The organism is Actinoplanes palleronii (assembly GCF_016862315.1).
In the GTDB taxonomy this organism is placed as follows: Bacteria; Actinomycetota; Actinomycetes; order Mycobacteriales; family Micromonosporaceae; genus Actinoplanes; species Actinoplanes palleronii.
On the sequence record NZ_BOMS01000062.1, the window covers coordinates 1 to 25,614 of the forward strand.

Consider the following 25,614-nt stretch of genomic DNA (forward strand, 5'->3'; position numbering starts at 1 on the left):
TAGTCCTGGTGCTCACGGTGTGTGTGAAGTTGTGGTGCGCTGCGCGCCGAAAGTCCCCACGCAGGTGCTGTGGTCAGGCGCCGTGGTAGGTGGAGGACAGCACGTCGTGGCGGCGCTGGTCGAGGTACCAGCGGCTGTTGTCGGCCAGGTCGACGGTGTGGCGCAGCAGGCCGGGGCTGCCGGGTGGGAGTTCGGCGAGGATCTCGCCGCGCGGGGAGACGATCATGCTGGGGCAGTGCTGGTCCGGGTGGGCGATGTTGGCGGAGACCAGGAAGCGCTGGTTCTCGGCGGCTCGGCTGATCAGGTGACTGCGCCAGACGCCGGGCGGCTCGTTCCGGTTCGCCGCGTTGGTGAGGTAGACGAACAGGTCGGTCCCGGCCGTCGCGAGATGCTGCCACTGCTCCGGAAACCTGATCTCCCGGCACAGCTGCATCCCGGCCAGGAACCGGCTGGCACCGCTCGCACCTTCGGCGGCCTCGCCGCCCATCGCGACCTCAAACGTCGGCAGGAGCCCGCCCGGCCGCAGCCGCCCGCGCTCATTCATCGCCAGATTGATCTTCCGGTAGACCTGGCAGCCGCTCCCAGCCGTCCCGGGTCCGGTTGCCTCGGCCGTTCCGGGCCTGGCTGCCCCGGCCGCCCCGAGTCTGACTGCCTGGGCCGTTCCGGGCCGGGTTGCCTGGGCCGGGCCGGGTCTGGCTGCTCTGGTGGTGGCGGGTCCGGGTGGTCCGGCTGCGGGTGGGAAGTACAGGCCGGCGTTGGTCCAGCCGTTGGGCTCCGGGAGCAGGGATCCGCAGAAGATGTGCACGTTGCGGTTGCGGGCCAGCGCTGACACCTGCGCGATGGCGTCGGTGAGTTCGGCCGGGTCGAGGTCGTCGAGCGGGCTCAGGTCCTCGTCGTATCCGGAGAGCATTCCCTCCGGGAGCACCACGACATCGCCGGCTCGGGCCTCGGCCAGCACCTCCCGCACCGTGGCGAGATTCGCCGCCACGTACCACACCACCGGCACCTGACCCACCATGATCGACACTCGCATCCGACCATCCTCGGGGATCGCCGCCACCCGCGGTGCCGGGCCGGGTGATGCCGGGCTGCGCGGTGGCGGCCAGCTCCGACAAACCGGGCGGAACGCCGCGCGGCGCTGACAGTGCATCGCCGAGCATCTATTTTCGGTCTCGTGGACGGATCGTTCTTCGCCCGTGTCGGCGGGCAGCCCGCGGTGACGGCCGCGGTCGACGCGCTCTACCGGGCCATCCTCGGCGACGAACGGCTGGCCGACTACTTCGAGGGCCTCGACCTGCCCTCCCTCAAGGAGCACATGGTCGCCCTGCTCAGCCAGGTCCTCGGTGGCCCCGCCGAATACACCGGCCGCGACCTGCGCGGCGCCCACTTCGGTCTCGGCATCATCCCGGAGCACTACGACCTGGTCGGCGCCTACCTGATCGGTGTCCTGGCCGGCCTGGGCGCCGACAACGAGGTCCTGACCGCAGTCCGCGGCGTCCTGGCCCAGACAGCCGCAGACGTCGTCGAGTAGCAGCCACCGGCCACCGGCCACCGGCCACCGGCCACCGGCCACCGGCCACCGGCCACCGGCCACCGGCCACCGGTCCCGGTCCCGGTCGTCGGTTTTGGTTTGGCCACCGGTCCTGGTCCCGGCCGGTGGTTTCGGGGCCGGTCGTCGGTCCAGGTTCCGGTCCCGGGCGCAGGGCCCGATGCCCGCCGGCCCTCGAAGCCGGGCGGCGATCAGGCCGATGAGGTCAGGCGGGCGGGGGTGGTTTTCGGCGGCAGGACGGGTGAGGGGCGGTCATGGCGATGCCGGGAGGTTGCCGGACAGGGTGCGGGCCAGGCGGGACGCCTCGCTGATCAGGCGGGTCCGGCCGCGCTGGCTGGCAGCTGCGGTGACCTCGGGCAGATCGTCGGTGGCGCGGGTGGCCGCGGCGGCGGCCTCGGCCACCACGAGCAGGTCCGGTGTTCCGGGGCCGGGCGCGGCCAGCGCGGCCGGCAGCACCTCGCGGACGGTGGCCCAGACCGCGTCGCCGGCACCGGCCCGGAGTGCCTCGGTGAGGCAGACGGCGACCCGTTTGACCGTGAGAAGGCCGCTGCGCTGCAGGTGAGCGAGTTCCCGCCCGACCAGCATTCCGTCGAGCCGGCCGCGAGCGGCCAGTTCGACGAACGCGTCGGTGGTGATGACCCGGCTGGCGGCGCGCCCGGCGGTGAACCCGTAGGCCAGGCAGAGAGCCGTCGCCGGCCCGAACGGCCCGGTCGAGGCGGCGAGTGCCAACAGGATGTCGAGCTGGTTCCGATGGTCGCCGTGGATCGACCGGGCCAGTTCCGGCACTGCGTGCGCTGCCACGATCTCCGGGTGTCCCGGCAGCATCATCGGCCAGTAACCCATCGGCGTGGTTCGCCGCCGGTCACCGGCCCGCGCCGCGGCCCCGGCGACGGGCATCGCCAGCAGGCCCTCCGGTGCCACCAGCCCAGCGAGATCATCTGCCCGGGCAGAGCCACCCGGCATGGCAGCGTTGTCCGGCGCCACGACCCCGACAGCCGCCGGCGTGCTGAATCCGACGGGCTCCGGCGCCACGACCCTGACAGGCGCTGGCGCGCTGAACCCGACGGGCTCCGGCGCCATGAAACCGACCGGTTCCGCGAAGTGGAACTCGTGGGAGGAGCGCCGGGGTCGCGGGAGGCCGTTCGGCAGGGGCTTCGGCGCGGTCAGCGGGATCGCCCCGGCGGCGACGGTGATCGGTTCGAAGGCGGTGGTTCGCAGGGTGCGGGGTGGTTCCGGGCAGGCGCAGGCGGGCGCGCCGGTGCAGGTGTGCCGGATGGCGGGCAGCGTGATCACGGTGGGATCGGGCAGCCCGCCGGCTCGCAGCCACGCGGTGACGGTCCGGGCGGCCGGATTCCGCAAGCGGGAGGCGGTGGTGGTCACGGCCGGGTCGACCGTGCGGGGCAGCCGGAGCAGCGCCTGGGTCAGGTCGGCCGGGCCGGGCTGCCATCCGGACTCCTCGGCGGCGGTGAGCAGGGTCAGGACGCGTTCCGGGTCGACGTGCCCGTCGACCGTGGCCGGGGTGGCGAGCAGCGCGATCGGTGGCTTCCGCACCATCTGCCGGCCCAGCTCGGTGTAGCGGGCGAACAACAGCCAGTACGGCGGTGCGGCAGCCTGGTCCTCATACGGGGGCCGGTGGTCCGGCGGGCGCCGATAGACCACCGCCCGCAGCAGCTCGGCCGGCGGGGTGGTCCAGGTTTCCGGGATCTTCGGGGCCAGCGCGGCCGCCAGTCCGTCCCGATCGAGGTGCGCGAACCGGACCAGGCCCTCGAGGACCTGCTCCAGCAGGACCGGCTCCGGCCCGAACTGGTCCAGCAGCTCAGCGGCGGCCGCCGCCAGCTCAGGAATCGACCGGATCGGCATCAACGCGGCCACCGGGAACCCGGGCGACCCCGGCCCGGCTGCGAGAAGCCCGGACGAGCCGGGAAGGCCGGGCGCGGAAGGGACGGCCGGCGACAGCGCATCGGCCTGGCGGCGCAGGTCGCCGGACAACCCCTCCGCCGCCCGCTCCCACTGCCCCCGGCCGGCAGCCCCGGCAGCGGCCACATGTTTGGTGATCACCCGCAGCGTGCTCTCGGCCAGGTCGACCGCCTCGTTGGCCAGCCCCGCCAGCAGCGCCTCGAACAGCACCGGATCCGGTTTGCGGCTCAGTGCCGCGTCGAGCCACGCCAGCTGGGCGCGGACCAGCTTCTTCTCCCGGCGGGGCAGGACCGACAGTGCCGCCCCGGCCACCTCCTCGGCGTCGAGCAGGCCGGCGTCGTCGACAGCTCGCAGCGCGCTCAGCGCCAGACCGACGACCGTGCTGTGCGGGCTGTCCAGCATGACCAGGTAGGTCTGGCGGTGGTCGGCGTACTCGTCGGGGGTGGGCGCGAGCCGCTGGTGCAGCTCGACGACCGGGCGGATGGCGGCCGGCCGGTCACCCTCGGCCAGCCGGTCCAGGCAGCCGGCCAGGAGAACCCCGCGGTCGGCACCCTCGGCGAGGGCCGCGAACGCCGCCGGGCCGGCCGATCCCCACTCCGCGCTGAGCCGCGCGACGGTGAACAGGTGCGGGAGCAGCGCCGGGGTGTGCGGGTCGGCCCGCAGGCGCGCGGCGTCATAACCGGTCTGCTGCAGCCAGCCGCGCAGAACCGGCTCCGTCGGCGGGGCGGGCGTCCCGGTGGCGGCGAGCAGACGCCCGGCCAGCCACCACTGCTGCTCGATCCCGCGGGACCGGAGCGCACCCGCCAGGGCGACTGCGATCGCGGCCGGGGAGGGCCGGCCCGGCGCGTGCAGCACCCGGACGACAGTGTCGGCGAGCGCCGGGCCGGGACGACGGAACCAGCCGTCGCGGATCCAGGCGACCACCTTGGTCACGCTCGCCAGGCACGCGATGCCGGCCACCCGCAGAGCGTCGTTGTTGCGGAGCGCGAGCTCGATCTCCCGCCGCATCGGTCGCCCGCCGGTCCAGCGTGGATCGTCCATCGGGTAGTCCGGCAGCGGGTAGGGGACCTGCTCGCGGCCGTGCAGATAGTCCAGCAGCGGGACGGCCAGCGCCCTGCGGGCCGGCTCACCCGCCGCGATCAGGGCGTCGGCGACCCGATCGACCTCGTTCTCCCGGAGCCAGGGGACGAGGTCGGCGAACGTCAGATCGGCGGTCATGCCCGGGAACCTAGCCCGACCCTCTGACAGGAATCCGGCCGGATCGTCGTACCCCAGAAGCTTTGAGAAGGTCGCCTCCGGCGGCCTGGACCGGGCTGAGTAGGGTTTCTGCCATGTATCGCCCGGTTCCGGCGCAGGTCGACCTGCCCGCTCTCGACCATGACATCCTGCGGTTCTGGCAGGAGCGCGACGTCTTCGGGCAGAGCCTGCGGCAGTCCGCCGGCCGCCCGGAGTGGGTGTTCTACGAGGGGCCGCCGACCGCGAACGGCATGCCCGGCGCGCACCACATCGAGGCGCGCGTCTTCAAGGACATGTTCCCGCGCTACCGGACCATGAAGGGCTACCACGTGGCCCGCAAGGCCGGGTGGGACTGTCACGGGCTGCCGGTCGAGCTGGCCGTGGAGAAGGAGCTGGGCTTCACCGGCAAGCAGGACATCGAGGCGTACGGCGTCGCCGAGTTCAACGCCAAATGCCGCGAGTCGGTCACCCGGCACACCGACGCGTTCGCCACCCTGACCGAGCGCATGGGCTACTGGGTCGACATGGACGACGCCTACCGGACCATGGACCCGGAGTACATCGACTCGGTCTGGTGGTCGCTCAAACAGATCTTCGACAAGGGTCTGCTGGTCGAGGACTTCCGGGTGGCCCCGTGGTGCCCGCGCGACCAGACCACGCTCTCCGACCACGAGCTCGACCAGGGGTACGAGATCGACGTCGACCCGTCGGTCTACGTCCGGTTCCCGCTCACCTCCGGTCCCCTGGCCGGCACCACCTCGCTGCTGGTGTGGACGACCACGCCGTGGACCCTGGTGTCGAACACCGCCGTCGCCGTGCACCCCGCGGTGACGTACGTCGTGGTCACCGACGGCACCGAGCGCCTGATCGTGGCCGAGCCGCTGATCCCGGAGGGCTGGACGCCGACCGGCGAGTCGTTCCTCGGCAAGGAGCTGGAGCGCTGGACGTACCAGCGGCCGTTCGACCTGGTCGAGGTGCCGGACGCGCACATCGTGATCCTGGCGACCTATGTGACCACCGACAGCGGCACCGGCCTGGTCCACCAGTCGCCGGCGTTCGGCGCGGACGACCTGGCCAGCTGCCGGGCGTACGGCCTGCCGATGGTCAACCCGGTGCGCCGGGACGGCACGTTCGAGGCGGACGTCCCGCTGGTCGGCGGCCTGTTCTTCCGGGACGCCAACCAGCCCCTGGTGGAGCAGCTGCGCGAGAGCGGCCTGCTGTTCAAGCACGAGCCGTACGAGCACAAGTACCCGCACTGCTGGCGCTGTCACACCGCGCTGATCTACTACGCGCAGCCGTCCTGGTACGTGCGGACCACCGCGGTGCGCGACGAGCTGCTGCGCGAGAACGAGAAGACCAACTGGCAGCCGGCGAACCTCAAGCACGGCCGGTACGGCGACTGGCTGACCAACAACGTCGACTGGGCGCTGTCGCGCAACCGGTACTGGGGCACGCCGCTGCCGGTCTGGCGCTGCGCCGAGGGCCACCTGACCTGCATCGGGTCGCGGGCCGAGCTGACCGCGCTGAGCGGCCAGGACCTTGCCGACCCGCACCGCCCGTTCATCGACGATGTCACCTTCGCGTGCGGCGACTGCGGCGAGGAAGCCACCCGCGTCCCCGAGGTGATCGACGCCTGGTATGACTCCGGTTCCATGCCGTTCGCCCAGTTCGGCTACCCCTATAAGAACAAGGAGCTGTTCGAGAGCCGCTTCCCGGCCCAGTTCATCTCCGAGGCGATCGACCAGACCCGTGGCTGGTTCTACACCCTGATGGCCGTCGGCACGCTGGTCTTCGACCGGTCGCCGTACGAGAACGTGGTCTGTCTCGGACACATCCTCGCCGAGGACGGCCGCAAGATGTCCAAGCACCTGGGCAACGTGCTGGAGCCGATCTCGCTGATGGACCAGCACGGCGCGGACGCGGTGCGCTGGTACATGGCGGCCGTCGGCTCACCCTGGTCGGCCCGGCGGGTCGGTCACGGCGCGTTGCAGGAAGTGGTCCGCAAGGTGCTGCTGACCTACTGGAACACTGTCGCTTTCCAGGCGCTCTACGGTCGTACCGCGAACTGGACGCCGACCGCGGCGGACCCGGCGCCGGCCGACCGCTCCGCCCTGGACCGCTGGGTCCTCTCCGAGTTGCAGCAGCTCATCGTGAAGGTCGACGCGGCTCTCGCGGCGTTCGACCCGCACGAGACCGGCAAGCTGATCGCCGCCTTCATCGACGATCTCTCCAACTGGTACGTGCGGCGCAGCCGCCGCCGGTTCTGGCGCGGCGACCCGGCCGCGCTCGCCACCCTGCACGAGGCGTTGCGCACCGTGACGCTGCTGATGGCACCGCTGACCCCGTTCGTGACCGAGCGGGTCTGGCAGGACCTGGTCGTCGCGACCGAGGGCGAGGCGCCGGCGTCGGTGCACCTGGCGGCCTACCCGGAGCCCGACCCCGCGCTGATCGATACCGGACTCTCGGTGCAGATGGCGGCGACCCGGCGACTGGTCGAGCTGGGCCGCACCGCGCGCGCCGAGTCCGGCCTCAAGATCCGTCAGCCGCTGTCCCGGGCGCTGGTCTCCGGCGCCGCCGACCTCTCCGCCGAGCTGCTCGGCGAGATCTCCGCGGAACTCAACGTGATCGCGGTCGAGCCCCTGGCCGGCTCGCTCGTGGACACCACGGCCAAGGCGAACTTCCGCGCGCTGGGCAAGCGGTTCGGTAAGGCGGTCCAGCAGGTCGCGGCCGCGATCCAGGCCACCGACGCCGCCGCGCTGAAGGACAGCCTGCGCAGCACCGGAACCGCGACCGTGACGGTCGGTGACGAGCAGATCGCGCTCGTCCCGGACGAGGTAGTGATCACCGAGACGCCGCGGGAGGGCTGGGCGGTCGCCTCGGACTCCGGCGCGACCCTGGCGCTCGACCTGCACCTGACGCCCGAGCTGCGCCGCGCCGGCCTGGCCCGGGACGCGATCCGGCAGATCCAGGAGGCCCGCAAGGGCAGCGGCCTCGAGGTCTCCGACCGGATCCGGCTCCGTTACCGCGCGGACGCCGAGGACACCGTGCTGGCCCTGACCGAACACCGCGACCTGGTCGCCGACGAGGTCCTGGCCACCGACTTCGCCGCCGGCGACCCGGACTGGACCGACCCGCGCGCCTTCACCGACGAATCCATCGGTTTGACGTTCTGGCTCTCCAAGATCTAAGACCGATTTTGTACGCCTACGGAGCGCCCGTCCGTAGGCTACGAGCCGCGTCCCGTGCTGGTCTCGCGCGAGGCCCGGCCACCCGCTGACCCGGCCGCGCCCCGCGCGGCCGGGTCGTCCGGTCTCAGACCCCCGCCCCGATCTTCTCGTCCGTGACCACGTCCGCCTTGCCGCGCCGGCCGGCGATCAGCGCGTCCAGCGACCACGCCCCCGCCCCGAACGCCGCGATGACCAGGAACGTCCACGCGTAGAGCGCCGCGTTCACCCCGCCGTTCTCGATCGGCATCAGGCCTTCCGGCTGGTGCACGACGAAGTACGCGTAGGCCATCGACCCGGACGCGAGCAGCGCCGCCGGGCGGGTGAACAGGCCGGCCAGCACGAGCAGGCCGCAGACGAGCTGGATCAGCGCCGCATACCAGCCGGGCCAGGTGCCGGCCGGGATCGGTTCACCGGTGCCACGGCTGCCGCCGAGCAGCCCGAAGATCCCGGAAGCGCCGTGGCAGGCGAACAGCAGGCCGACGACGATGCGGAACAGCGGCCAGACGACGGGGGCGAATCGGGGGGAAGACAAAAGACGCTCCTCAGCCGGAATGTGGGGGTACCTGGCAATCCACACTAGGGCCCGAGATGTCGGACAGCCATTGAAGCTTGTAAATTAGTTCTAAGAGAATTCTCAGAGCGGGCGGCGCCAGACCGACACGTGACTCTCGCTGTCGGAGGTGAACGGAGCACCGTCCCAGCCGGCGATCCGCCGTTCCGGTTCCAGCCCGGCGAGCCGTGCCATCAGGTCACATTCGGCCGGCCAGAGATACCGGAAGTTGCTGAATCCGTAATGCACGCTGCCGTCGGCACGGCGCCGGTAATGGTGCGAGGTGCCCTGCTGAGTGGCCAGATCGTAGGTGTCGAAGATGGTGTGCCGATCGGTCACCTCATAGGGAACGGCGGCCTGTCCCGGCGGGAGCCGCCGGATCCCCGGCACCCAGAGCTCGATGACGAAACGCCCGCCCGGCGCCAGGTGCCGGGCCGCGTTGCGGAAGCATTCCACCTGCTCGTCCTGGGTGCGCACATTCCCGAGGCTGTTCCAGACGACGTAAACGAGCGAGAACTTCCCGGGCACGGTCGTCGTCGCCATGTCCCCGATCACCACCGGGATCCGCCCGCCGGAATCCTTTTCCCGCAGCCGCTGCGCCATCGACGCCGACAATTCGATCCCGCTCACCGGAATACCGCGTTCCACGAGCGGAATCGCCACCCGCCCGGTCCCGATCGCGAACTCCAGCGCCGGCCCGTCCCCGGCCAGCCCGGCCAGGAATTCCACCGCCGGCCCGAGCACGTCCGGCGCGAACATCTCCGCCGCCTCGTCGTCATACCGCTCCGCGGTCTCGTCATCCCACAGATCGCTGCTCGTCATCCCCCGACCCTGCCCGGCACCCTCCGCCCCGGCCACCGATTAACCCTGCGCGGTCCCGGCTGGCTTCCAGAGGTGTTTCCGTGTTGCGGACACACCCCTCACGACCAGCCGGGGAACCGGAGGCGCGCTGCGGCCCGGGCGGGCAGCGGTGTCGCGTGGCCTCACGGGCGGGACTCGGCTCGTAGCCTGCGGGCGGGCGCTCCGTATCCGTACCGAAAGAAAGATCGCGGTCTAGAGCAGAGCGGCGGACAGTGCGCGGCGCAGAGTGGTGAATCGGGGGTCGGCCGGGTCGCGCGGGCGGGGGAGGGGGATCGGGGTGTCGAGCAGGGTGCGGCCGAGGCTGCCGAGCACCACCACCCGGTCGGCCAGGGTCAGCGCCTCGTCGACGTCGTGGGTCACGAACACCACGGTCTGCCCGCTGTCCTGCCAGAGCCGCAGCAGATCGGCCTGCAGCTCGGTGCGCAGCGGCGCGGCGAGGGCGCTGAACGGCTCGTCCAGCAGCAGCGTCTCCGGCCCGCCAGCCAGCAGCCGGGCCAGCATCGCCCGCCGCCGGGTCCCGCCGGACAGCTCGCGCGGGTACCGGCCCTCGTGCCCGGCCAGCCCGACCCGGCGGATCAGCTCCCGGGCGGCCCGTTCGCGGTGCGGTGCCGGGTCGCCGCGCAGCTCGAGGGGCATCTCCACGTTGCGCCGCACGTCCCGCCAGGGCAGCAGCGTGTCGTGCTGGCTGAGGTAGCCGACCTCGACGCGCGGCCCGGTCACCGGCGCACCCCGGTAGCGGATCTCCCCGCCGGTCGGCAGGGTCAGCCCGGCGAGCAGGTTGAGCAGGGTGGACGTGCCGCAGCCGCGGCGGCCGAGCAGGACCAGGAACGCGCCGGCCGGCACGGTCAGGTCGACGTCGCGCAGCGCGAGCAGGTCGGCGTCGCCCTTGACGAAGCGCTTGGTCAGCCCGCGCACCTCGAGCACGGCGGTCATGGCCGCAGCAGGCGACGGCTGTTGACGACCGCCATCGTACGAATCTCGTCGTCGCTGAACCCGGCGCCGAGCAACCGGTCGGCGAGCAGCGCGAGCCCGTCCTCGACCGGCGGGTTGAACGGCTGTCCCAGGTCGCTGGAGAGCAGCGAGTGCTCCGGCCCGGCCGCGCGGATGTGCGCGAAGAGCAGCTCCCAGGAGACCTTTCTCGTGTACGCGGTGGTGAAGCACCGTTCCAGCAGCGCCCCGCGCCCGGCCAGCCGCCGCTGGGTGTCCACGTCGAGCTGCTGCGAAGTGAACTCGGGGTGGGTCACGATGATCCGCCGCACCCCGGCGCCGGCGGCCGCGTCCACCACCGCGACGATCTCCGGCCCGCTCAGGTGCCCGGTGGCCAGCACCATGTCGTGCTTGGCGATCACCGCGAACACGTCGTGCAGCGCCGGCACCACCCTCCCGGCGTCGTCGAGCACCGCGATGGCCGGCGCGACGATGCCCTGCGCGGCCAGTTCGTCCTGCAGCGCCGCCCACATCGGCGCGGCCGCACCCGGTGGCAGCGCCGCCCGGCCGGCCCGCTCGTTCGCGGCGTCCACGGTGGGCAGCCAGACCACCCGGGCGCCCTGCCGTCCGGCGATCTCCACGGCCACCGGGTTGAGGCCGCCGACCGAGCCGTTCAGGGTGAGCGCGCCGAGCGCCTCGACGCCGGGCACCACCCCGCGGACCACCTCGGCCCGCTCGGCGGTCGGTACGTAGTGCGACTTCAGCACGAACCCGGCCAGCCCCACCGCGGCGAACCGGTGGGCCAGCGAGACGTCGTCGATCCGGCGTGCCATCACGTCCGGTGCGACGTGGACGTGGGCGTCGTATCCACCGGCGACCAGCTCACGAGCGCGGCCGGTGGGTGTCGGGTGCTCCATAGGCATAGGTCATTGTCTACGCTCGGCCGGTGAACGTGGACGCTTATCTGCGCCGGATCGGCCTTGCCGGCCCGGCCCTGTTGCGGGAGCTGCACCGAGCCCACCAGGCCGCGGTGCCGTTCGAGAACCTCAGCATCCACCTCGGCGAGCCGATCTCGCTCGCGACGGACGACCTGGTCGACAAGGTGGTGCGCCGCCGCCGGGGCGGGTTCTGTTACGAGCTCAACGGCCTGTTCGCGCTGCTGCTCGAGGAGCTCGGCCACACCGTGACCCGGGTCGGCGCGCGGGTGCACGACGGCGCGCGGTTCGGGCCGCCGTTCGACCACCTCGCGCTGCTGGTGTCGGAGCCGGACGGGGGTGGGCCGTGGCTGGCCGACGTCGGGTTCGGGCGGCACTCGTCGTACCCGCTGCGGCTGGACGAGCGGGGTGAGCAGGTGGATCCCGGCGGCACGTTCCGGCTGGCCGACGCGGACGGCGGGGACGTGGACGTGCTGCTGGACGGCACGCCGCAGTACCGGATCGAGCGCAAGCCCCGCGCACTGGCCGATTTCGCGCCGACCTGCTGGTGGCAGCAGACCTGGCCGGAGTCGCACTTCCGGAAGGGTCCGGTCTGCGCCCGCCTCGACGGCGAGGGCCGGATCACGCTCAGCGGCCGGAAGCTGATCCGCACGTCCGGGACCGAGCGCACCGAGGTGGTGTTGGACTCCGACGAGGAGGTCCTGGCGGCGTATGAGGAGCACTTCGGGATCGTGCTCGCCACCGTGCCGAAAAGTTGACGCTACAGCCCTTCCTGGGTGCGCCGACCGTAGCGGGCGCGGTGACGCCGAGGGTGTGAGCCCCCGGCGTCACCCCGGGCTCAGTGCCAGGTCAGGTTGATCTCGCGTTCGAAGACGCGGTACCCGGCCCGGTCGAAGGCCGCCGCCATCGGGGTGTTGCCCACGTCGGTGGAGGCCCGCGCCCGCGGCATGTCCTGCTCCGCGAGCACCGTGGTGCCGGCCGCCAGGATCGCGTCGATGTGACCGTGCCCGCGGTGCTCCGGCACCACCCCGATGTACGCGATGATCGGGTTGTAGCCGTTGTGCGCCGGGATGACGAACCCGACCGGGTCGCCGTCGCCGGCCCGCACCGCGATCCGCCACCAGTCGCGCGGGGTGGTGTACCGCGCCAGCTCCTCACGGAACTGCTGCTCGGCGGCCTCGCCCGGTGTCATCCGGGTCAGGTCGTCCCGGCTGTACGCGTCGAGCGTCCCGTCCAGCACCCGGGTCATCAGCCCGATCACCTCGGCGGCGTCGTGGGGCGCCCGGAACTCCAGCCGGCCGTCGGGTTCGCGGATCGGGGTGCCGGGCAGCCACTCGAGCCGCAGCCGCTCCACGAAGATCTTGGCGCCGGTCTGCTCGAGCAGCGCGAACCGCGACTCGAAGTCGTGGCGGGTGTCCTCGTGGTCGCGCCAGTCGGGGGCCAGGAACCGGCTGTACTCCGGCCGTGGTGTGCCCTCCGGGACGACGGCGGCCAGCGCGGTCTCCAGCAGCTGGAGCCCGTCCTGGGCACCGGTGCCGGGCGCCAGGTCGAAGATGTCCATGATCGCCGGCTGGGCGTCGCCGGGCCGCGACCACCAGCCCGCGCGGGCCACCACGCGGTCACCGCGCAGCGCGACCCACAGCCAGGCCGGTTTGCGGCGCTGCGCCGTGAGGTCGTCGGCGACCTCGTCGTTGAGCAGGTAGGGCAGCGTGTTGAACAGGTCGACCTCGTCCGGCCCGGTGATCGGGCGCACGATGAGGTCAGGGTGGTGCAGAGTCACGGCAGTCTCTCCATCAGGAGTGCGCCCTGCCCCGTCCGGGGGTCCGCTCAGCGGTCACCCCGGGAGGACACGAGCGCGGTGTGCATGGCGTACATCGGCTGGTCCTCCTTCCTCGTCGTCGGGACCGACCAGTTCTATCCGGCCCGCCCGCCACCCGCAACCGGTTTACCGAACCCGGTGGGTGCGATCGACGGATCCGGGGGTTGCCGGATCACTCTATGTTGACCCTGTGGTCACGGTCACGACGCTCGGGTTCTGTCTCGGTGCGCTGCTCATCGGCGGCGCCGGCATCTTCCTGCTGCTGCATCTCGGCGATCACCGCGAGTTGCGCGCCCTGCTCCGGGTCCGCCCGGCGCCGATCGCCGAGTGGGGCCGCGGCCGGGTCGCCGCCGAATGCCACACCGAGTACGGCCCGGCCGGCCGGCAGACCGCACCGGTCAGTGGCGAGGACTGCGCCTGGTACCGGGTCCGCCTGCTGCGCGAACCCAGCCGCCGGTCCTCGGACGACAGCCACGACGTGCTGCTGGACATCACCGCCCCGGGCCGCCCCGCGCTCGCCGACGCCAGCGGCCGGGTGCCGGTCGACCCGCGCCGGTTGGAGTCGCCGTCGCGGGCCGATCCGGCGGCGACCGAGACCACCACGCTGATCTATCGCCGCGCGGCGCCGGTCCGGCTGCCCGCCGTGGTGCCGCCGGACATCGTCGAGGGCCTGCGCGCCGGCGAACGCCTGGAACTGGTCGAGGTGCGGCTGCCGCGCGGCGTCGCGGTGTTCGTACTGGGCCGGGCCACCGCGGACGGGCTGGTGCCGTCGTTCTTCACCACCCGGACCCGGGCCGAGACGATCGCCGCCCGGGTCGCCGACATCGGCCTGATCCGCCGGGTGATCGTCGGGTTCGCGCTGACCGGTCTGCTCCTGGCTGGCGGATCGGCGATCGTTCTGCGCAGTCTGGTCTGATGGAACACGTGCCCGTGGTGATCGTCGGAGCCGGGCCGACCGGGATCACCGCCGCGATCATGCTGGCCCGAGCCGGCGTCGAGTGCCTGGTCCTGGACCGGTTCGCCGAGCCCTACCCGCTGCCGCGCGCGGTGCACTTCGACGACGAGGTGTTCCGGATCTTCGCGGGTCTCGGGCTCGCCGGCGAGCTGCGCGCGATCTCCCGGCCGGCGCCGGGCATGCAGTTGGTCGACCCGCGTCTGCGGGTGCTCGCCGAGTTCACCCGGGACCCGGTCGGCCCGCACGGTTTCCCGCAGGCCAACATGTTCGATCAACCCGACCTGGAACGCCTGCTCCGCGCTGAGTTGCGGAGGCTGCCGCGGGCCACGATCCGCGGCAAGATCGAGGTGTACGCCGTGGAGCAGCCGATCGGCGAACCGGCGCGTGTCCGGTACAGATCGGTCGACTCCGGCGTCGAGGGCGAGGTCCGAGCCGCCGCCGTGCTCGGCTGCGACGGGGCGAACAGCGTGGTCCGTTCCGCGATCGGGGCCGGCTGGGAGGACCTCGGTTTCGAGCAGCGCTGGCTGGTCGTCGACGCGACCTCCACCCAGCCGCTGGACGCCTACGACGGGGTGCAGCAGGTGTGCGACCCGACCCGGGCGGCCACGTTCATGATGGTCACCCCCGGGCGGTACCGGTGGGAGTTCCGGCTGCGCCCCGGGCTGCTCGAGGAGCCGGTCGCGGAGCTGGTCCGGCCGTGGCTGCGCGGGGTGGACCCGGCCGCGCTGACCGTGCTGCGGCGCGCCGAGTACACGTTCCGTGGCGCGGTCGCGGACCGGTGGCGCGAGGGCCGGGTGTTCCTGCTCGGCGACGCCGCACACCTGACCCCGCCGTTCATCGGGCAGGGCATGTGCGCCGGGATCCGGGACGCCGCGAACCTGAGCTGGAAACTCGCCATGGTGCTGTCCGGGCGGGCCGACGACCGGCTGCTCGCGACGTACGAACGGGAGCGGCGGCCGTACGCGAAAACCATGATCCGGATGGCCACCCTGATCGGCTGGGTGATGACCGGCGGCAGCCGGCGCACCGCGCCGCTGCGCCGCACCCTGCTACGTACGGTGACCAGGCTGCCGGGCGCCGAGCAGGCCGCCACGACCGTCACCTGGCCGGCGTTCGGCCGGGGCCCGCTGGTCGGGCGCGGCGGCGGGCGGCTCTGCCCGGCCGGCCTCGACCCGGGGCTCGGCGACGGGTTCACGCTGCTGCGCCCGGGCACCCGCGGCGCGCTGCTGATCCGCCCGGACCGGATCGTCGCGGCGGCCGGCCGGCACGCCGACCCGGGGATGCTCAGCCGCGGCGGAATCGCGGTTTCGGGGCTCTGACCTGTTGTTTTAAGTTTTTGTCGTACCGCTCCGATAGAACTACCTCCCAACGGGATCCTTGAGGGAGGGACTGGTTGTGACAAGCGACGACGTCGCCTACGAGCGGCGCAGCTCAGCGTCCGTCATCACCCCGGTGGTGGCACGCAAACTGGCCAAGGTGCCGTTCGTCGAGCTGGCCGACGGGCGCCTGCAGGGCGTGGTCTCCAGCGGCTCCGACATCGAGCGGGTCTACGTCTCCTCGATCACTGCCGGTGACCACGGGTTGAGCTGCAACACCAACAACAACCGTCCGTGCGGCGGCCTCTCCGGCGGCGCGCACGCCTGCAACCACCTCCGCGCCCTGGCCGACGCCGCCGTCGCGCAGTACGGTCCGGCCCGCGTCGCGCGATATCTGAAGGCCGAGCTCGCCGACGGCAGCGACAACCTGTGGTCCGGCCTGCACACCACCACCGCGCCGAACCGCGCCGCCGAGGTGTTCAGCAGCTTCCTGCGCCACCTGGCCTATCTCGAGGTCACGCCGTCCACCGACCCGCTGCCCGAGCTGCAGTGGTTCCCGGCCGCGGCGGTGGCCCGCTGATGCTCACCGACGCACTGACCACCGCGCCGACCGGGCTCACCGAGGCGCTCACCCTGGTCGACGGCCTCGACGACGCGCTCGTGCAGGGCCTGGCCCGGATCGACGAGGAGCGCGCCGCCGCCCTCGCGTCGTTCGCCGCCGCGTTCGCCGGGTCGCCGCTGGGCGGCCGGGTCGCCGACGCCACCGGCAAGATCATCGCGGGGACGGTCACCGACGAGCACCTGGCCACCCTGGCCGGCGCCCGCACCGCGCTGCTCGGCGCCGCCCACGACGCCCTGCAGACCGGACTGGACACCGCGCTCGGCCGCTCCCGCGCCCCGTGGGAGGCCACCGCGGTGACCGATTCGGGTCAGCTGCTGTCCGGGAGCCGGTCCTGGCTGCGCGAGCTGGCCATCGCCGGCTGGCGCGGTGTCGACCACGACCTGGCCGGCGGGGCCGCGCAGGCCGTCCAGTCGCTGCTGGCCGCGCCGGGCTCGCGCCGGCTCGCGGTGCTGCTCGACGGGTTCGCCGCCGAGTTGCGCGCCGCCGCGCCGGTCGCCACGCTGCCGCGGATCCCGGTGCGCCGCTGGGCCGACCTGTGGTCGCGTGCCCTGCTGCTGTCGCAGGACGGGTTCGCGTCGTCCGAGGCCGTCCCGGTCGACGGGCGGCTGGTGATCCTCGGCGCCGACCTGCACGAGCACCCGACGGTGTTCCGGGTGCAGGCGCACGCGCTGCTGGAGGCGTCCGACGGCACGGTCCGGCTGGTCCGCACGAGCGTGGCCGCCGCCAAGGTCGACACGATCAGCGGGCCGTCCGCCTGGCGGATGCTCACCGCGTTCCCGCTCCTGCGCGGTGTCCTCGCCGAGCACCGCACGGTCGAGGTGTCCGGGATGGCGCTCACCCCGGCCGGCGACCTGATCTGGGACGAGTCCCGGGCCGCCGCCGGTGAGCCGGCCGACCCGTTCGCCGCGGCCCGGGTGCGCCTCGGTTCCGCGCTCGGCGCGGCCACACCGCCGCTCGACCGGCACCCCGCCGTGCTGGCCGAGCCGGTGCTGCTGGAGGGTTATGCGCACGCCGAGGGCGCGTTCGACCTGGGCGGCGGGGTGACCGTGGCCCTCGATCTCGACCGGCTGCCCGCCGCGGGCCCGCTCACACCCGCGCTGGTCGCGGCGTCCACCGCGTGCCTCGGGCTGCTCCGCTGGGACGGCCGATGGCTGCTGCAACCCCTGGCCGTGCAGGCGCTGGTGCGCAAGAAGCCGGTCGTCGCACACGGCGGTGACTGGGCGCTCGGGCCGACCGAGCCCAAGGCGGCGAAGGCCGAGGCGGCCGCCGGCACAGCGGTCGACGTGCTGCGCGAGCGCGCGGGAAGGCTGCTGCGCAAATGACCTCCCCCGAGATCAACGCCGCGGAGTCCCGGCGGCAGGTCCTCTACTGGCGGCTGCTGGCCCGGCTCTTCGATCCCGATGAGCAGCCCACCCTGGAGTCCGGCAGCATGGCGATCGTCGGTGACCTCGGCCTGCCCGCGGCGCTGCTCGACCCGTCGGTGTCGCTGGACACCGTGGTGCAGCGGTTCCCGCAGCTGGAGTCCGAGTTCGACGGCCTGATGACACCCGGCGAGTCGGCCGCCGACGACCGCGACGGCGAGGTCCGCCGCGCCGCGCTGGTGTCGAAACTGCTGCTCAACGTGTTCGCCACCGGCTCCGGCAACGTGACCGCCGAGCAGCTGCAGCGCTGGCAGGCCGACGCCGGCTGGTTCGAGCGGGCGATGGGCTGCGAGCCCGGTGGGCTCCGGGGCCGAGCGGCCGGCAACGACTCGTCCGGGCTCGGCGGTGTGCTGGCCGGCATCGAGGGCGACCTGGTCAGCCGGATGCGGCTGCGCGAGGTGCTCGCCGACAACCGCCTGGCCAAGCAGCTCACCCCGAGCATGTCGCTGATCGAGCAGCTGCTGCGCGACAAGGACAACCTGGACGGTGTCGCGCTGGCCAACGCCAAGGCGCTGATCCGCCGGTTCGTCGACGAGGTGGCCGAGGTGCTGCGCACCCAGGTCGCGCAGGCCAGCACCGGCACCGTCGACCGGTCCGTCCCGCCGAAGCGGGTCTTCCGCAACCTCGACCTGGACCGCACGATCTGGAAGAACCTGCCGAACTGGAACCCGGAGGACGAGCGCCTCTACGTCGACCGGCTCTATTACAAGCAGACCGCGAAACGCATCGAGCCGGCCCGGCTGATCGTGGTGGTCGACCAGTCCGGCTCGATGGTCGACGCGATGGTCAACTGCACCATCCTCGCCTCGATCTTCGCCGGGCTGCCCAAGGTCGACGTGCACCTGATCGCCTACGACACCCGGGCGCTCGACCTCACCCCGTGGGTGCACGACCCGTTCGAGGTGCTGCTGCACACCCAGCTCGGCGGCGGCACCGACGGCACGGCCGCGCTCGACCTGGCCCGCCCCAAGATCACCGACCCGCGGAACACCGTGGTCGTCTGGATCTCGGACTTCTACGAGTGGCAGGAGCAGGCCGTCTTCACCGGCATGCAGACCATCCACCGCTCCGGCGCCAAGTTCATCCCGGTCGGCTCGGTCAGCAGCGGCGGCCAGCAGAGCGTCAACCCGTGGTTCCGCCAGCGCTTCAAGGACCAGGGCACCCCGGTCCTGTCCGGCCACATCAAGAAGCTCGTCACCGAGCTCAAGAACTTCCTCGTCTGAACCCCGTTCTAGGAGACCCCCTGATGAGTGACATGCTGCGCGCCCCCGCCGAGGTCAAGTACGCCGAGGAGCTGGACTGGCTGGAGTCGGTCGACGACGGCCCGAAGCCGTTCTCCTGGCGGCTGAGCCCGAAGATGGTGCGCCTGTTCATCCTCGGCTCCGAGCGCGCCGACGGCCTCGACCGCGAGATCGAGCAGAAGTGGTACGGCGACCGCAGCTTCGTCGAGCGCTCCATCGTCACCCTCGCCTCGGACCGCGGCCTGCTGCTGATCGGCGACCCGGGCACCGGCAAGAGCTGGCTGGCCGAGTTGCTCTCCGCCGCGATCAGCCGCAACTCCACGCTCGTCGTGCAGGGCACCGCCGGCACCACCGAGGACCACATCAAGTATTCGTGGAACGTCTCGATGGTGATCGCCAAGGGCCAGTCCCGGTCCTCGATGATCCCGTCGCCGATCATGACAGCGATGGAGAACGGGGTGATCGGCCGCTTCGAGGAGCTGACCCGATCGACGAGTGACGTGCAGGACGCGCTGATCTCGATCCTCTCCGAGAAGTACGTGTCGATCCCCGAGCTGGACGACGACAACATCGTCTTCGCCAAGCCCGGCTTCAGCATCATCGCCACCGCGAACAGCCGCGACCGCGGCGTCAACGACCTCTCCTCGGCGCTCAAGCGGCGCTTCAACTTCGTCCGCATCCCGGTGGTGACCAACAAGAAGAGCGAAGCCGAGATCGTCCGGTTCCGCACCGAGGAGCTGCTGCGCCGGCACAACATCGAGCTGGAGGTGCCGCCCACCCTGCTCGACGTGCTGCTGCAGAGCTTCGCCGACCTGCGTGCCGCCTCCGCGTCGGCGACCAGTGACGACGAGCGCCTGGAGTCGGCGCTCTCCACCGCCGAGCAGATCGGTGTCCTCGAGGACGCCATCCTGCACAGCAACTTCTTCGGCGCCAAGGAGCTGTCCGCCGAGACCCTGGCCGGGTCGCTGGTCGGTTCGCTGGCCCGGCGCAGCCCGGAAGACCTGGCGATCCTCAACAAGTACTGGCACGGCGTGGTCGAGCCGCGCAGCAAGGAGAAGAGCGGCGAGTGGGACGGCTTCCTCGAGGGCGGCCGCAAGGCGATCGCGACCCTGTCGTGAGCAGTCCTTTCCACCCGCTCCGCCAGCAGCTGCTGGGCGCCGCCGAGGCGCTGGGCGACGGGCCGGCCGCGCTGCCGGAGATCCTGGCCGGGATCGTCGACGACGTCGACCACGCCCTGCGCGAGCCGCTGGAGATCTTCCCGGTCTGTCACCACTCGCCGGCCTCCGCGCTGGCCATGCTGCGGCGGCTGCGCGAGAAGCAGCCCAAGGTGATCTATCTGGAGCTCTGCGAGGACCTCCAGCCGCTGCTGACCGAGCTGCGCAACTGCCGGCTGCCGGTGGCGCTGCAGGCCTTCGCGTCCGAGCTGGAGGGCTTCCCGAAGGAGTCGGCGCCCCTCTCGGTGATCGCTCCGATCACCGAGGCGTCCGCGGAGTACCAGGCGATCTCGTACGCCCTGGACACCCCGGGCGTCGAGCTGGTCCTGGTCGACCGGTCCACCGACCACGTGTTCCAGTGGCAGCCCGACCCGTCGTCACCGGCCGGGACCGAGGAGCCCGAGGACGACCTGCACGGCGACGCGGTCGGCGTGGAGATCGGCGACCTGCGCCCGCGCTTCGCCGAGCTGGAGGAGCACCTGCTGCACCACGGGCGGGTGCGGCACTGGTCGGAGTGGTGGGACCAGTACGTCGAACAGCCCCTGGCCGGCGCCGACCACGACACGTACCGGCAGGTCATGGTGCTGGTCGGCAGCCTGTTCCGGCGGCTGGCCCCGCACGACACCTCGCGGTACGCCTCCGACGAGGACCGGGAGCGTTACATGTGGACCCGGATCCGGGCCCACCTCGCGGCCACCGGCACCGACCCGGCCGACGGCCTGTACGTCTGCGGTGCCTTCCACGCCGCCAGCCGGCTCCCCGAGGTCGGCTCGGCACCCGGCACCCCGGACTTCACGATCACCCCGCGGACCGCCACGACCTGGCTCTACGGCCTGATCCCGAGCAGTCACTCGGCGATCGAGGCGCAGTTCGGGCTGGCGCCCGGCTCCGTGTCGATCGCGGCCACCACCTGGCAGAAACAGCTGGTGAAACAGCGGCTCACGCCGTTCCGGCTGGACGGGCAGAAGGGTGGCAAGAAGAAGGCCACCAAGGCGCTGCCCCTGCCGTCGGCCGCCACCGGACCGGTCACCGACCACCTGACCGGCTATCTCGCCGGGCCGCCGCGGCTCGACGGGCTCGACGAGGAGGAGCTGCGCGGCTGGTGCGTCGACATCGTCCGGCTGGCCCGCCGCAACGGTTATCTCGCCAGCACCGCCGACGCGATCGCGGTCTTCGAGACGTCCATCCTGCTCGCCGGGATGCGCGGGCGGGCGCGGCCGACGCCGTACGACTTCCAGGACGCCGCGGTCACCTGCATCGAGAAGGACGCCGTGCCCGGCCGTCGCGACGTGCGGCGGCTCTGCGAGATCCTGCTCGGCGGCGACCGGATCGGCCAGGTCGGTTATGACGCGCTGCCCCCGCTGGCCCGCGACGTCTACGACCGGCTCGCCCCGCTCGGGCTCAACCTCGATCAGCGCAGCATCCAGCGCGCGCTGCTCGACCTGGCCGCCGACCCGGAGCTGGCGGCGTGTTCGCGGCTGCTCTGGATGCTGCGATACCTGCTTCCCGACCAGGCGGTCCGTCCGATCATGGGCAGTCGCCGGCTCGGCGAGAAGCACATCCAGGAGAGCTGGGACCTCGACCTGGGCCGCCACCAGCGGGCCATCATCGAGCTGGGCTACGAGGGTGTCACCGTCGAGCAGGTCCTCGAGCAGCGGCTGCGCCGGGATGCCTGGGATCCGAAGGCGACAGCGGCCGTCGCGCTCAAGGCCGTCGAGAACTCGATGCTGTTCCTGCAGAGCCCGCGGCTCACCGACGAGCTCGGCAACCGCGCCGTCGAGCTGCTGTCGGCCGAGCGCACGGTCGACGAGGCGCCGGTGGTGCTGCGCCGGATCCGGCGGCTGCTCGGCCACTACCGGGCCACCACGCCGGTCCTCCCGTCCTGGTGCGAGCGGTTCGTCACCAGCGGGTACGCGCACTACTGCACCCTGCTGCCGACCGCCTTCGTCGACGAGGACACCGGCGTCCGGCAGGTCGGTGCGATGCTCGGCTTCCTGTTCAGCATGGAGAGCCTGGCGCTGTCCCTGGGCTGCGACCGGACCCAGCTGGAGATCGCCGTCCGCCAGTGCCACCCGGAGGCCCCCGCCAAGATCGCGCTGCTCTGGGCGGCCCGCAACCAGCTGGGCGATCTGTCCCTGGCCGACCTCCGCGACCGGGTCGACGCCCTGCTCGCCAACCCGCTGGTGGTCCCGGCGTTCCCGCAGTACGTGAGCGGTTTCGTCCAGGCCCTCGACCCGGTGCCCCGGCTGGCCCCGTTCGTGGTGGAGACCCTGTCGAAGGCCTTCGGCCGCCTGCCCGACCCGGTCCTGCTGCCGTGGCTCCCGAAGCTCATCACCACCCTGAAGAGCCAGGCGGCCGAGCTGGTCCCGGTCCTGACCCGCGAAGCCGGCCGCACGTTCCCCGGCACGCTCGCGGCGATCGACTCCTGGACCCCGCCATGGCTGGCCCGCCGGCCGTCCCCCGCCGGTCCCGGAGCGGGTCCCGGCTCGCTCTCCCCGGCCACGGGTCCGGTAGGCGCATTCCTGGCCACCCACCCGGCAACCACCGACGCGGTGTCCACCCTGCTGGGCTGCGCAGGCCAGTGGACCGAACCCACCGCACCGACCAGCCCGGAGTCATCCGCCCCGGCAGTCCTGCTGACCACCTACCCCGCCACCGCGACAGCCGTCGCCACCCTGATCAGCGCCTAACCCGGTCCCGGCTGGTGTTCAGGGGTGTCTCGGGCGCGGGGAGGCACCTCTCAGGGCCAGCCAGGGAGCCGGGGCGCGGTGTGGTCGTGGGTAGCGGTGGGTGCCGCGCGTCCTGCTCCCGGCTGGTCCTCAGGGGTGTCTCGGGTGCGGGGAGGCACCCCTGAGGGTCAGCCGGGGAGCGGGGGCGCGGCGTGGTTGTTGCCCGCGGCGGGTGTCGCGCGGGTGGGGGAGGGCCGCTCAGGGCTGGGCGGGAGCGGTTTTCTCAAGTCGGGGTGGTGGTGGCCGACAGACAGGGCGGCAGGGAGGGAACCCTTGAGCGCTGACCGGCACCACGACCCGGGCAACACCCGCGGCCAGTCCGGCATGCCCGCCCCCCGGCCCGCCGTCGGCGAACCCGCAGCCCGGACCGCCGGCCCGCGGGAGCGGCCGGATGACGCGCCGACCGCTCGCTGGCGGCGGGGTGCGCTCGCCACCTACTTCGTGGCGCTGATGGTCACCGACTTCCTCATGCTGACCGGGGCGGCGCGGGTCGTGCTCACCCTGCTCGCCGGGGTGATCGCGGTGCTGCTGTTCGCGGCGGCCGCGTTCGGGGCGGTGCGGCGGCGGGCGGCCGGGGCCGGGCGGGGCTGGGAGAAGCTGGCCTACCTGCCGGTCCTGGACGCGGTCGCCCAGGTCGCGGTGACCGGGCAGCTGCACCACACCACGATGCTGCTGATCACCCTGCTCGGTATCGGCGGGGCGGTCCCGGAGCGGCGGACCGCGGTGCGGGCCGGGGCGCTCGGTATCACCGGCTGGGTGGTCGCGGTGGCGAGTCAGGAGCAGTTGCGGACGCCGGAACTCGGCTTCTACGCCGGGCAGCTGGTGATGGCGGGGCTGCTCGGCTGCATCCTGCACGAGGCGACCCGCCGCCGGCAGCGGGACCTGCAAGTGGCCCGTGACCAGGTGGCGACGGTGCTCCAGCGGTTCGAGAAGCTCTTCCACGCGTCACCGGCCGGTGTCGGGATCGCCGACGAGCACGGTGTGTTCGTCGCGGTCAACCCGGCGTTCTGCGAGCTGGTCGGGATGCCGGCCGACGAGCTGGTCGGTGCGAGCAGCCACGCCTACGTCGACCCGGCCGCCGAGATCGACCCGGCCGGGCGGCAGCTGCGGTGCGTGCGCCCGGACGGCGAGACCCGCTGGGCCTGGCTGACCGTGGGCCGTACCGAGGTGCCGGACTCGGCCGACGCCAAGGAGTGGATGCTCGTCCACCTGCACGACATCACCGACCGGCACCTCGCCGAACGCGCCGTCCGGGAATCCGACCGGCTGCTGGCCGCGGTCTCGGCGGCGTCCCGGCGGATCCGCACCGGCGAGGACGCCCGCGACACGATCATCACGGCGATCAACGAGCTGGCCGAGTCCGACTTCATCACCCTGCTCGAACCCGAACCGTACGACCTGGTGGTCACCGGCGGCGTCGGCGCCCAGGTGCTGGGCACCCGGGTGCCGAAGAACGGCGCGTCGATGATCGCGAACGTGTACCGCACCTGCGAGCCGGTCTTCCTCGCCGACCCGGCCGACGACCCACGGGTGTCACCGCAACTGATCAAGCTGGTCAAGGGCCGCTCCATGCTGTGGCAGCCGGTGATCGTGGCCGGGGAGACGGTCGCGATCCTGGTGGTCGGCTGGCGCCAGCGGGTCACCTCGGTCAGTGACGTCCGCGCCCGGGCGGTGGCGTTGCTCGCCGACGAGACCGCGCTCGCCCTCGACCACGAGCGGCTGCTGCGACGGTTGGAGCAGATGGCGTACACCGACACGCTGACCGGGCTGTCGAACCGGCGGGCCTGGCAGTCCAGCCTCACCGAGCAGTTCGGCGCGTCCCGGGCGGACGAGCGCCCACTGGTCGTGGCGATCATCGACCTCGATCACTTCAAGCGGTACAACGACACGCACGGTCACCTGGCCGGCGACGACCTGCTGATCGCCGCCGCGGGAGCGTTCCGGGGTGAGCTGCGGGCCGGCGACCTGATCGCCCGGTGGGGCGGGGAGGAGTTCGTCGTGGCGCTGCCCGACTGCGGGGACGCCGACGCGGTCGTCATCCTGGATCGGCTGCGGACGGCCACCCCCGGCGCGGAGACCTGCAGCATCGGGTACGCGGTGTGGACCGGCGCGGAAACCTACGAGCAGCTGCTGGAGCGGGCCGACAGCGCGCTCTACGCCGCGAAGTCCGCGGGACGGAACCTGGTCCGCGGGGCGCTGACGCCGGCTGTCACACCGTACAAAATAGGGGTCTAAAGACGACGGCGGCCGGCGATGCCCAGGTCGGGGCGGTGGTACCAGGCAAGTTCGGCCTCGCCCTCGAGCCAGCAGAGCAGCACCGGCGCGCCGTCCAGATCCGCCGGGAAGTCGATCAGCAGCGGCGCCATCCCCTTCAGCTCCGCCCCGGACTCCTGCACCACGGTCATCAGCTCGTTGAGCCGCGCCTCGACGCCCTTGCGCTCGGGCAGCCCGCCGAGCGTGGTCGGCTCGCCGCCCGGGACCAGCGCCGCGGACAGCTCGACCATGTCCGCCCGCAACTCGACGATCTGCTCCAGGACGGGTCGCAGCCGGTCCAGCTCGGCCCGTGCCTCCTGCAGCGTGAACAGCCCCATGGAGATCAGTTAACCATCCGGTTGATCGTCGCCCGTCGCGGCGGTGGCGTCCGGTGCGGGCTGTTGCTCCACGCGCTGCCGGCGGATCCAGTCCTCGATGTCGGCGATCAACCAGACCCGGCCCATGGCCAGCTCGTCGTAGGGCGCGGGCCAGTCGTCGCGTTCGGCGAGTTGCTGAATGCGCTGCCGGCTCAGCCCGAGCCGCCGGGCGATCTCGCCGGCTCCCATCAGATGTCGCGACACCTCTTGAATATAGTCATGCGACACCTTGTCGTGCGACTCCCGGTCGTCCGTTCGAGACCGGATCGTCACGTTCCGGACGGGCTGATCACGAACGGAGAAGCGGCTCTGACCGCCGCCTTCGGCGCCGACCCCCTGGCACGTCGCGGCAGGCGAGAAACGGCACCCATTTTTTCGGTACGGACTGAGCAGCATCGGCGGCTCGCAGTCGAACAGCACGATCTCCTCGCCGGCGTCCCATCCACCCGATCCCCACCAGCCGAA

20 protein-coding genes are annotated in these 25,614 nt (G+C 72.4%); 11 read left to right on the top strand and 9 right to left on the bottom strand.

The window, feature by feature from the left end:
- Positions 1–73 precede the first annotated feature (73 nt).
- The gene (locus tag Apa02nite_RS51140; protein ID WP_239164485.1) at positions 74–1,033 is read right to left on the bottom strand and encodes a carbon-nitrogen hydrolase family protein; all 960 of its coding nucleotides are present in this window, start codon (positions 1,031–1,033) and stop codon (positions 74–76) included.
- A 141-nt stretch (positions 1,034–1,174) separates the two neighbouring features.
- On the opposite strand from Apa02nite_RS51140, the gene Apa02nite_RS22635 reads away from it, so the two are divergent.
- Positions 1,175–1,531: a group I truncated hemoglobin gene (locus Apa02nite_RS22635; protein ID WP_203826765.1), complete on the top strand. Its 357-nt coding sequence runs from the start codon at positions 1,175–1,177 to the stop codon at positions 1,529–1,531.
- A gap of 270 nt (positions 1,532–1,801) precedes the next feature.
- Here Apa02nite_RS22635 and Apa02nite_RS22640 read toward each other — a convergent pair whose 3' ends face one another.
- Complete coding sequence (locus Apa02nite_RS22640) at positions 1,802–4,684, bottom strand: DUF6493 family protein (protein WP_203826766.1); 2,883 nt, start codon at positions 4,682–4,684, stop codon at positions 1,802–1,804.
- 113 nt (positions 4,685–4,797) lie between these two features.
- Between Apa02nite_RS22640 and ileS the strand changes: the two genes are divergently transcribed.
- A complete protein-coding gene (gene ileS, locus Apa02nite_RS22645) occupies positions 4,798–7,890 on the top strand; it encodes an isoleucine--tRNA ligase (RefSeq protein WP_203826767.1) in 3,093 nt (1,030 codons plus the stop codon).
- A gap of 124 nt (positions 7,891–8,014) precedes the next feature.
- Here the strand turns inward: ileS and Apa02nite_RS22650 are convergent, their stop codons facing one another.
- The 4 genes from Apa02nite_RS22650 to Apa02nite_RS22665 all read right to left on the bottom strand — a co-directional run bounded on the left by Apa02nite_RS22650 (position 8,015) and on the right by Apa02nite_RS22665 (position 11,190).
- Complete coding sequence (locus tag Apa02nite_RS22650) at positions 8,015–8,461, bottom strand: DoxX family protein (protein ID WP_203826768.1); 447 nt, start codon at positions 8,459–8,461, stop codon at positions 8,015–8,017.
- 102 nt (positions 8,462–8,563) lie between these two features.
- The gene (locus tag Apa02nite_RS22655) at positions 8,564–9,301 is read right to left on the bottom strand and encodes a class I SAM-dependent DNA methyltransferase (protein WP_203826769.1); all 738 of its coding nucleotides are present in this window, start codon (positions 9,299–9,301) and stop codon (positions 8,564–8,566) included.
- A 231-nt stretch (positions 9,302–9,532) separates the two neighbouring features.
- Positions 9,533–10,273, bottom strand: coding sequence for an ABC transporter ATP-binding protein (locus Apa02nite_RS22660; RefSeq protein ID WP_203826770.1), 741 nt, complete (start codon positions 10,271–10,273; stop codon positions 9,533–9,535).
- Positions 10,270–11,190, bottom strand: a complete 921-nt coding sequence (locus tag Apa02nite_RS22665) for a DUF6282 family protein (protein WP_239164486.1) — start codon at positions 11,188–11,190, stop codon at positions 10,270–10,272. The genes Apa02nite_RS22660 and Apa02nite_RS22665 overlap by 4 nt, the downstream gene beginning before the upstream one ends.
- A 23-nt stretch (positions 11,191–11,213) precedes the next feature.
- Between Apa02nite_RS22665 and Apa02nite_RS22670 the strand changes: the two genes are divergently transcribed.
- Positions 11,214–11,960, top strand: coding sequence for an arylamine N-acetyltransferase family protein (locus tag Apa02nite_RS22670; RefSeq protein WP_203826771.1), 747 nt, complete (start codon positions 11,214–11,216; stop codon positions 11,958–11,960).
- Between the two features lie 80 nt (positions 11,961–12,040).
- Here the strand turns inward: Apa02nite_RS22670 and Apa02nite_RS22675 are convergent, their stop codons facing one another.
- Positions 12,041–12,982, bottom strand: coding sequence for a GNAT family N-acetyltransferase (locus Apa02nite_RS22675; RefSeq protein ID WP_203826772.1), 942 nt, complete (start codon positions 12,980–12,982; stop codon positions 12,041–12,043).
- Between the two features lie 229 nt (positions 12,983–13,211).
- Between Apa02nite_RS22675 and Apa02nite_RS22680 the strand changes: the two genes are divergently transcribed.
- The 8 genes from Apa02nite_RS22680 (at position 13,212) to Apa02nite_RS22715 (ending at position 24,754) form a co-directional block, all read left to right on the top strand.
- A complete protein-coding gene (locus Apa02nite_RS22680; protein ID WP_067702556.1) occupies positions 13,212–13,937 on the top strand; it encodes a hypothetical protein in 726 nt (241 codons plus the stop codon).
- Positions 13,937–15,295, top strand: coding sequence for a bifunctional 3-(3-hydroxy-phenyl)propionate/3-hydroxycinnamic acid hydroxylase (locus Apa02nite_RS22685; RefSeq protein ID WP_203826773.1), 1,359 nt, complete (start codon positions 13,937–13,939; stop codon positions 15,293–15,295). Before Apa02nite_RS22680 ends, Apa02nite_RS22685 begins: the two co-directional genes overlap by 1 nt.
- Before the next feature lie 76 nt (positions 15,296–15,371).
- Complete coding sequence (locus Apa02nite_RS22690) at positions 15,372–15,872, top strand: hypothetical protein (RefSeq protein ID WP_203826774.1); 501 nt, start codon at positions 15,372–15,374, stop codon at positions 15,870–15,872.
- Positions 15,872–17,236 (top strand): hypothetical protein, encoded by a 1,365-nt coding sequence (locus tag Apa02nite_RS22695; RefSeq protein ID WP_203826775.1) that lies wholly within the window; start codon positions 15,872–15,874, stop codon positions 17,234–17,236. The genes Apa02nite_RS22690 and Apa02nite_RS22695 overlap by 1 nt, the downstream gene beginning before the upstream one ends.
- Positions 17,233–18,558 carry a vWA domain-containing protein gene (locus Apa02nite_RS22700; protein WP_203826776.1) on the top strand — a complete coding sequence of 442 codons (1,326 nt, stop codon included), beginning with the start codon at positions 17,233–17,235 and terminating at the stop codon, positions 18,556–18,558. The genes Apa02nite_RS22695 and Apa02nite_RS22700 overlap by 4 nt, the downstream gene beginning before the upstream one ends.
- Positions 18,559–18,581: 23 nt before the next feature.
- Entirely contained in the window at positions 18,582–19,694 is a 1,113-nt protein-coding gene (locus Apa02nite_RS22705; RefSeq protein WP_067702543.1) for an ATP-binding protein, read from the top strand.
- Complete coding sequence (locus Apa02nite_RS22710) at positions 19,691–22,480, top strand: DUF5682 family protein (protein WP_203826777.1); 2,790 nt, start codon at positions 19,691–19,693, stop codon at positions 22,478–22,480. Before Apa02nite_RS22705 ends, Apa02nite_RS22710 begins: the two co-directional genes overlap by 4 nt.
- Before the next feature lie 312 nt (positions 22,481–22,792).
- Entirely contained in the window at positions 22,793–24,754 is a 1,962-nt protein-coding gene (locus Apa02nite_RS22715; RefSeq protein WP_239164487.1) for a sensor domain-containing diguanylate cyclase, read from the top strand.
- Here Apa02nite_RS22715 and Apa02nite_RS22720 read toward each other — a convergent pair.
- The gene (locus Apa02nite_RS22720; RefSeq protein ID WP_067702537.1) at positions 24,751–25,110 is read right to left on the bottom strand and encodes a DUF2203 domain-containing protein; all 360 of its coding nucleotides are present in this window, start codon (positions 25,108–25,110) and stop codon (positions 24,751–24,753) included. The genes Apa02nite_RS22715 and Apa02nite_RS22720 overlap by 4 nt on opposite strands.
- Positions 25,111–25,119: 9 nt before the next feature.
- Positions 25,120–25,614: helix-turn-helix transcriptional regulator (locus Apa02nite_RS52230; protein ID WP_307871973.1), on the bottom strand; the 495-nt coding region annotated here is incomplete at its 5' end.